Genomic DNA, 8,332 nt, shown 5'->3' on the forward strand with positions numbered 1-8,332 from the left:
GCGAACGCGACCGTCGAGCTCAGTCAGCGCGTCGAGAACCTGCCTGCTGGTCGTACCCAGCACGCGGGCCAGGGAATGAACCCTCAGCCGATCGGGCAGCTCCTCATGCTGCGACGAGTCTTGAGGAACTTCTGAGAATGGGCCACCGTCTGTCACGTATTCTCCTCTAGCCCCCGGGCGCGTCGTTTCGACGCGGCCACGCGAGGGCTTCGCTGTGTACCCGGGTCACTTCCTCCCGGGCTTGTGATGGTCTTGCCCCGAGCAGTTCGGGTCGAACACACTCGGTGCCGGTCTGAATGATGGCTGGACAGCCGCGCCGCAAGTCGCGGTGGTCGCGCTTGTCGAAGTCTTCATCCGGGCGTCGGTCGACGTTCGGCGAACCGATCCGGCGACGTTACCCGCATCCCAGTATCCCATACCCGTGTGCCGGGTCGAACAAAGTGCGCCGACCCGTTATCTAAACCTGATCGAACCAGAGCGCAATTTCGCGCTCCGCGGACTCCGGCGAATCGGACCCGTGCACCAGGTTGTACTGCGTTTCGAGACCGAAATCGCCACGGATGGTGCCGGGCAGGGCCTTGTCGACCGGGTCGGTCCCACCCGCGAGCTGCCGGATCGCGGCAATCGCCCGCGGGCCCTCAATAATTGCCGCTACCAGCGGCGATGACGTGATGAACTCCACCAGCGAGCCGAAGAACGGCTTGCCGTCGTGCTCGGCGTAGTGACTTCGGGCCAGCGTCTGGCTGACGGTTCGCAGTTCCAGCGCCGCAATGGTCAGGCCCTTGCGTTCGACACGGCCGAGGATCTCGCCGATCAGGCGACGCTCGACACCGTCGGGCTTGATCAACAGTAGGGTCCGCTCAGCGCTCGTCACGGCGCACAGCGTAGCGGATCAGTCCGGCGGTCCGTCCTGCCCAGGGAGCAGCCCAAGCCGCTCGCGGCGGAGCACCTCCCAACGCACGTAGGCGATCAGCGCCCACACCCCGGCAAAGATCACGCCGATCACACCGACACCCGGATAAACGGCAAATCCGGCGATCGGGATCACCTGGACGCCGAGGTCGGCCCAGATGGCCCACGACCGGCCCTGCAGCCCCGTCAACACAATCAGCACCGCGGCCAGACCCAGCAGGTACGTCAGCGCACCGGCGCTCAGGCCGCCACCGACCGCGCCCACCACCGGCAGCGCCAGCAGCACCACAATCACTTCGAGGATCAGCGTGCCGGCGGTGACGCCCCGAAAGCTCTTCCACGGGTCGGGCTTGGGCGGCTCGGGCGATGAGGCGGGTGCCGTCATGCGGGATCCCGACCGTAGAGCGTACGAGCGGCGCCCGCGGTGACGACCGAGCCGGTGATGACGATGCCGGTTCCAGAGAGCGACTCGTCCCCGGCGTGGACGTCGTCGACCAGCGCGGTGGCGGTGTCGATGGCGTCGCGCAGATTCTCAGCGGTGTCCACCCGGTCCGGCCCGAAATACTGCTGTGCGATCAGCGCCAGCGACTCTATGTCGAGGGCACGCGGAGACCCGTTGTGGGTGACCACGATTCGATCGAAGACCGGTTCGAGCGCGGCCACGATACCGCTGGCGTCCTTGTCGCCCAGCACGCTGACCACCCCAACCAGAAAGCGGAAATCGAACTCCTCGGCCAACGTCTGCGCCAGCGCGGCCGCGCCGGCGGGGTTGTGCGCGGCATCGATGAAGACTGTCGGCGAACTACGCATCCGCTCCAGGCGGCCCGGGCTGCTGGCCGCGGCGAATCCGGCTCGCACCGCGTCGATGTCGAGTTGGCGCTGCGCCCCGGCGCCGAAGAATGCCTCGACCGCCGCCAGCGCGACCACCGCATTGTGAGCCTGATGCTCGCCGTGCAGCGGCAGGAAGACATCGGAGTAGACCCCGCCGAGGCCCTGCAACTCCAGCAGCTGACCACCCACCGCGACCTGGCGGCTCAACACGGTGAACTCCGAATCCTCCCGCGCGACAGCGGCATCGGCGCGCACGGCCTGTTCGAGCAACACGGCCATCGCCTCGGGCACCTGGCGGCCGATCACCGCGACGGTGTCCGGCGCGCCGGCTCGATCTACCGGCGCCCGGTGGATGATGCCGGCCTTCTCCCCGGCGATGCCGGCAATGTCGGCACCGAGGTATTCCACGTGGTCCAGGCTGATCGGGGTGATCACCGCGACCGGCGCACCGATCACGTTGGTGGCGTCCCAGCGCCCACCCAAGCCCACCTCGATTACCGCCACCTCGATCGGGGCGTCGGCGAACGCCGCGAACGCCATCGCGGTGAGCACTTCGAACTTGCTCAGTCGCGGGCCAGCCTCCCCGAAAACACCAGCCAGTGACTGCTCGTCGATCATCTGCACGAACGGCTCGAGCTCGGTGTAGGTCGACACGTATGTCGCTGGGCTGAGCGGCTTTCCGTCGATCGCGATGCGTTCGACCGCCGACTGCAGATGCGGGCTGGTGGCGCGCCCGGTCCGTCGCTGCAGCGCGGTCAGCAGCGCATCGACCATCCGGGCGACCGATGTCTTTCCGTTGGTCCCGGTGATGTGGATGGACGGGTAGCTACGTTGTGGCGACCCGAGCAGATCCATCAGCGCTGAGATGCGGTCCAGGCTGGGCTCGATCTTGGTTTCGGGCCAGCGCTGATCGAGCAGGTGCTCGACCTGCAGCAGCGCGGCGATCTCGTCCGGCGTGGGCGCGGCCTCAGCGGGCACAGCGTCGTCGTCGTCAGGCTCCAGCGTCACGCGAGCCCGGCCAACCTGGCGGTGATCCGCTCGGCTTCCGCGCGCGCCAGTCGCTGTCGCTCACGCTGCTTCTCGACGACCGCTTCCGGAGCTTTGGCCATGAAATCGGTGTTGCCCAATTTCGCCGTGGTCGAAGCCAATTCCTTTTGCGCCGCGCCAAGATCCTTCTCCAGGCGGCGACGCTCGGCGGCGACGTCGATAGTGCCCGACGTGTCGAGTTCGACGACGACGATGCCACCCTTGAGCCCGACCTCGAGTGACGCCGACGGGCTGAAATCGGCCGTGGGCTCGGTCAGCCAGGCCAGCGCCGCGACGGCAGCAATGTGGGTGGCCAGGTCGGCGCTGTCGGCGTCGGTCAGCCGGGCCGGCACCTTCTGCCGGTCGGCCAGGCCCTGGTCACTGCGGAACCGGCGGATCTCGGTGACCAGCTTCTGCATATCCGTGATCCGTTGCGCGGCAACGTCATCCAGCGCAACACCGGACGGCTGCGGCCATTCGGCTATGACGATCGACTCGCCGCCGGTCAGGTTCTTCCACAGCGTCTCGGTGACGAACGGTATGACCGGGTGCAGGAGTTTGAGCAAAGCGTCGAGCACCGCCGCGAGCACCGCCGTGGTGGCCGAATCGCCGGGGTCGGACAACTGCACCTTGGCCAGTTCGAGATACCAGTCGCAGAACTCGTCCCAGGCGAAGTGGTAGAGCGACTCACAGGCACGGCTGAACTCATAGCTGTCGAAGGCCGAATCCACTTCGGCGCGAACCTCTTCCAGTCGGCCGAGGATCCAGCGGTCGGCGTCGGTGAGGTCGGCCAGGTCCGGCAACGGCGCCGGCGCTGCGCCGTTCATCATCGCGAACCGGGTGGCGTTGAACAGCTTGGTGGCGAAGTTGCGCGAGGCGCGCACGGCATCCTCACCGACGGCCAGGTCGCCCCCGGGGTTCGCCCCACGGGCGAGCGTGAATCGCAGCGCGTCGGCCCCGAATTTCTCCAGCCAGTCCAGCGGGTCGACCACGTTGCCTTTGGATTTACTCATCTTGCGGCCGGACTCGTCGCGGATCAGGCCGTGCAGAAACACGTCGGTGAACGGCACCTGCGGACCCCGGGCCCCGCCGAGGGAGATGACGTCGTCGCCGCCCACGAAGGTGCCGAACATCACCATGCGCGCCACCCAGAAGAACAGGATGTCGTAGCCGGTCACCAGAACGCTTGTCGGGTAGAACTTTTCGATCTCCCGGGTTCGGTCCGGCCACCCCAAGGTGGAAAACGGCCACAGCGCCGAGGAAAACCAGGTGTCGAGCACGTCGGGGTCTTGCTCCCAGCCCTGCGGCGGCGTCTCGTCCGGGCCGACGCAGACCTGCTGCCCGTCCGGCCCGTGCCAGACCGGGATCCGGTGGCCCCACCACAGCTGGCGCGAGATGCACCAATCGTGCATGTCGTCGACCCAGCCGAACCAGCGCGGCTCGAGGCTTTTCGGGTGAATCGCTATGTCGCCGTTGCGAACTGCATCGCCGGCGGCCTTGGCAAGCGGCTCGACTTTGACCCACCACTGCAGCGACAGCCGTGGCTCGATCGGCTCACCGCTGCGTTCGGAGTGCCCGACGCTGTGCAGGTACGGCCGCTTCTCGGCGACGATGCGCCCTTCGGCGGCCAGCGCCTCGCGGATCTTCACCCGCGCATCGAAGCGGTCCTGACCGTCGAATTCCGTGCCGGTGCCCGCGATCCGGCCCTTGGTGTCCAGCATCGTGGGCATCGGCAAGTTGTGCCGCAGACCGATCTCGAAGTCGTTGGGATCGTGGGCGGGCGTGACCTTGACTGCGCCGGTGCCGAATTCGGGGTCGACGTGCCCGTCGGCGACGACCACGATGTCACGATCGATGAACGGGTGCCGCAGTGCCTGGCCGACCAGATGTTTGTAGCGGTCGTCGTCGGGATGCACGGCGATCGCGGTGTCGCCCAGCATCGTCTCCAGCCGGGTGGTGGCGACCACGATATGCGGCTCGTCGTCGTTCATCGAGCCGTACCGGAACGAGACCAGCTCGCCCTCGACGTCTTCGTAGTTGACTTCGATGTCGGAAATGGCTGTCTCGAGCACCGGTGACCAGTTGACCAGCCGCTCGGCCCGATAGATCAGGCCGGCGTCGTAGAGCTGCTTGAAAATGGTGCGGACCGCCCGCGAGAGCCCGTCGTCCATCGTGAAGCGGTCCCGGCTCCAGTCGACACCGTCGCCGAGGCGCCGCATCTGGCCGCTGATCGCGCCGCCCGACTCCCTTTTCCAGGTCCACACCTTGTCAACGAAGAGTTCCCGGCCCACGTCCTCTTTGGTCGTGCCGTCGAGGGCAAGCTGCTTTTCCACCACGCTCTGAGTCGCGATGCCGGCGTGGTCCATGCCCGGCTGCCAGAGCACCTCGTACCCCTGCATACGCTTTCGGCGGGTCAGGGCATCCATCATCGTGTGTTCTAGCGCGTGGCCCATGTGCAGGCTGCCCGTGACATTGGGCGGCGGCAGCACGATGGAGTATGCCGGCTTGCCGCTGTTGGGATCCGCGGTGAAATAACCGGCATCCACCCAGCACTGATAGATCACACTTTCGACCGCGCCCGGGGCCCACGCCTTGGGCAGGTCTTCTGGGCTTGTGGTCACGCGTCAATTCTAGAAAGCACCGACGCGCGCGACGAACACCGCCCATGGCGGGCGTCCCGGCGGGGGCGGCCTACTTCTTGCCGAACAGTCCGCCGAGGATGTCGCCGGCCTTGGCGCCCAGCGCATTGCCCAACACGGTGCCCAGCGATTTGTTGCCGCCGGACATCCCGCCGAGGATGCTGCCGAGTACGTCGTTGAGCGCGCCACCGGAGGAGGCGGCGTCGGCGGCCGGTGCGCTCTTTTGGCCCAGCTGCTTACCGACATAGGCGAGAACGATCGGCGCCAGGATCGGCAGCAGCTGCTTGAGCAGGTCGCTGTTGCCCCCGCCGCTGCCGGCCAGCGCGCTGGCAACCTGGGTGGCGTCGTTGCCGCCGAAAATCTTCGCGATGGCCTGCTGACCGTCGGCCTCGTTGACCTGCGCGAGGCTCACGCCGCCGTCGAGCAGGCCGCTGGCGGCGTGATCGCCCGCCGCGGACTCGATGCCGCTGGCGTGCTCGGGGTCTTGCGCGTTCTCGTGCAGTCCGCCGACCAGGACCGGTACCAGCAGTTGCACTGCCTTGGCGACTTCGCCTTCGTCGACGCCGATCTTGCTGGCGATGTCACTCGTGGGAATCTGAGACAGAAGATCTTCAAGGCCAGACATGGACCAGTCCACCTAACGTCGCTGGGATGGTGTGCTTTTCCAGATGACACTAAACCCAGCTGATCTTGTCCGACAGAGGTTCTTGCGCCAGAGCGCATCATCGGTCAGCGATGCATCAAACGCGCGGTCTCCAGCGAGACGCTCGCGGCCGGGAATCGCGCCAGTAGCACGTCGCCCATCGCCGCTGCCGGGGTCAGCACGCCATGGAGGTCGGAGAGCGCTTCACGATCCATCGCCAGCGCCAGACCACTCTCACCCAGCAGCACAGCGGTGGCCTTGTAACCGGGGTCACCCTGCTGGGCCATGGTAGCGAGGTAACGGGCGCCGGAGGTCGTGGTGGTGTAGGTCTCGACCTTGTAGAAGCCCTTTTCCCGGACGGCTTCGCTGGGCCCGGTGCCGGGCTTGGGCAGCGCGCGCTCTACCAACTTGCGCGGCAACAGCCGGAAGTAACGGCTGCCCAGCGCCGACATCGTGTTGCCGATACCGGTGACCAGAGCTGAGGCCACCGGCGCCGCGACGGATGACCCCACGCTCATGTGCTCGCTGTAGCGAAACCGCCTGCCATAGGCATAGTCCTGTAAAGCGTTGCTACGCCGGACGATTCGCGTGTTCGGCGCGGCCATCATAAAGCCGGCCGTGTAGATTCCGGTCAACTCGGGCGCGATCTGAGCGCCGCGACGACGCCGCAGATCGGGCTGTGGTCCGAGTTCGGGTTCGGCGCCACGATCGGGGCTCAGCGTGTAAGGATCGGCGAATTCGCGACGAACGTCGGCGTCGCCGGACACCGTGTCGAACACCTCGAGCATCGACGCCAGCGTCCCACCGGACAAACCACCCGAGAACGAGCGGACCACGAAATTGGTGTCGACGAGTTCGCCGCTGCCGTCTTCCCGAGCCCGGCGATAAAGCGCATAAACGGTGAGATCTGAAGGGATCGAATCGAATCCGCACGCGTGCACGATGCGCGCGCCGGTGTCTTGAGCCTGTTTGTGATAGAGGTCGATGCTCTCGCGGATGAACGGCGGCTCTCCTGTCAAGTCCGCGTAGTCGGTTCCGGCGGCCGCGCAGGCCGCCACCAGCGGCAGACCGTATTTGCTGTAGGGCCCGACCGTGGTGACCACGACCTGGGTCCGGGCCACCATCGCGTCGAGCGTCTTCGGCGACGCCGCGTCAGCGGTCAGCAGCTGCCACGATTGCGCCGACTCCCCCAGCGTGTCGCGGATCGCCTGCAGGCGGTCGGTGGAGCGGCCGGCCAGCGCGATCCGCGCACTGCCGCCGGCCCTCGCCAGGTATTGGGCTGTCAACTTACCGACGAAGCCGGTTGCTCCGTACAGGACGATGTCGTATTCGCGCGTTGCAGTCACAGGCGTGACGCTACTCCGAGCGCCTCCGGCCATTCGGCGCTCTCCCGCAGCACATGCTCGGCGAGGAATGCGAGCACCACCTCGTACCAGATCTTCGCGTGTTGCGGCGCCCGCACCCAGTGATCCTCGGACGGGAAGTGCAGGAACCGATGTGGGCTGCTGCCGTCGTTTCCGGCCGGCAGCCCAGATGCGGCGAGCAACTCGTACCAGAGGCGCAGACTTTCGCCGATCGGCACGCGATAGTCCTTGTCCCCGTGGATCACCAGCATCGGCGTGCTAATCCGCTCGACAAAATGGTGCGGCGAGTGGGCAGCGGTCATTGCCGGTGTCATCTCGCGGCGCCAGTAGTCGGCGGTGTCGGTGGTGGGCGCGAACTGGTCGAGCGCCCACAGGCCGGCATGGGTGACGATCGCGGCAAAACGGTTGGTGTGGCTCCCGATCCAGTTGGCCATGTATCCGCCGAACGACCCGCCCATCGCGGCAGTTCGGCTCGCATCGATACGCGGATGCGCACATGCCGCGTCGGTTGCCGCCATCAAATCGTCGAATGGCGCTCCGCCCCAGGCTCCCCAGCCGCGCTGGATGAAATTTTGCCCGTAGCCTGTCGACAGCGCCGGATCCGGCAGCAGTACCGCGTAACCTTTGGCAGCCATCAACCACGGATTCCAGCGCCAGGCCCAACTGTTCCAGCTTCCCAGCGGGCCGCCGTGCACCCAGAGCAGCAGCGGAGCAGGCTCCTCGCGGTCCGGCAACACCAACCACGACCTCACCGTCGTGCCGTCGGCGGTTGGCGTGGAGATCTCGGTCAATGTCCCTGGCAGCGTGGGCGACTCGACGCAGGGAAGCGTCGTGATCGCGCCGCCGGGGTCGATGCGCACCGGGTGCGGTGGCGCGGCGTAGGAACTTCGCAACGCGTAGAGCACGCCGCCGGGCGC

At 66.8% G+C, this 8,332-nt stretch carries 8 protein-coding genes; all 8 read right to left on the bottom strand.

The features are described from left to right. Nucleotides 1-156 (bottom strand): hypothetical protein (locus AC2VOU_RS17450; RefSeq protein ID WP_486958508.1); only part of this gene is annotated, 156 nt, incomplete at its 3' end. A 301-nt stretch (nt 157-457) separates the two neighbouring features. After that, nucleotides 458-874, bottom strand: a complete 417-nt coding sequence (gene ndk / locus AC2VOU_RS17455) for a nucleoside-diphosphate kinase (protein ID WP_486958501.1) — start codon at nt 872-874, stop codon at nt 458-460. A gap of 18 nt (nt 875-892) precedes the next feature. After that, complete coding sequence (locus tag AC2VOU_RS17460; RefSeq protein ID WP_486958502.1) at nt 893-1,297, bottom strand: DUF4233 domain-containing protein; 405 nt, start codon at nt 1,295-1,297, stop codon at nt 893-895. After that, nucleotides 1,294-2,751: a bifunctional tetrahydrofolate synthase/dihydrofolate synthase gene (gene folC / locus AC2VOU_RS17465; RefSeq protein WP_486958503.1), complete on the bottom strand. Its 1,458-nt coding sequence runs from the start codon at nt 2,749-2,751 to the stop codon at nt 1,294-1,296. Before folC ends, AC2VOU_RS17460 begins: the two co-directional genes overlap by 4 nt. Further along, complete coding sequence (locus tag AC2VOU_RS17470) at nt 2,748-5,390, bottom strand: valine--tRNA ligase (RefSeq protein WP_486958504.1); 2,643 nt, start codon at nt 5,388-5,390, stop codon at nt 2,748-2,750. Before AC2VOU_RS17470 ends, folC begins: the two co-directional genes overlap by 4 nt. A gap of 70 nt (nt 5,391-5,460) precedes the next feature. Then, nucleotides 5,461-6,033, bottom strand: coding sequence for a DUF937 domain-containing protein (locus AC2VOU_RS17475; protein WP_486958505.1), 573 nt, complete (start codon nt 6,031-6,033; stop codon nt 5,461-5,463). Between the two features lie 104 nt (nt 6,034-6,137). After that, nucleotides 6,138-7,397 carry a saccharopine dehydrogenase family protein gene (locus AC2VOU_RS17480; protein ID WP_486958506.1) on the bottom strand — a complete coding sequence of 420 codons (1,260 nt, stop codon included), beginning with the start codon at nt 7,395-7,397 and terminating at the stop codon, nt 6,138-6,140. Beyond that, nucleotides 7,394-8,332 (bottom strand): alpha/beta hydrolase family protein (locus AC2VOU_RS17485; protein ID WP_486958507.1); only part of this gene is annotated, 939 nt, incomplete at its 5' end. The genes AC2VOU_RS17485 and AC2VOU_RS17480, both read right to left, overlap by 4 nt.

It is taken from the genome of Mycobacterium sp. TH-M25 (assembly GCF_057473665.1).

Coding starts and splice junctions, on each gene's coding strand:
- AC2VOU_RS17460 (WP_486958502.1), bottom strand. CDS start 1,297: ATGACGGCACCCGCCTCATCGCCCGAGCCGCCCAAGCCCGACCCGTGG.
- AC2VOU_RS17475 (WP_486958505.1), bottom strand. CDS start 6,033: ATGTCTGGCCTTGAAGATCTTCTGTCTCAGATTCCCACGAGTGACATC.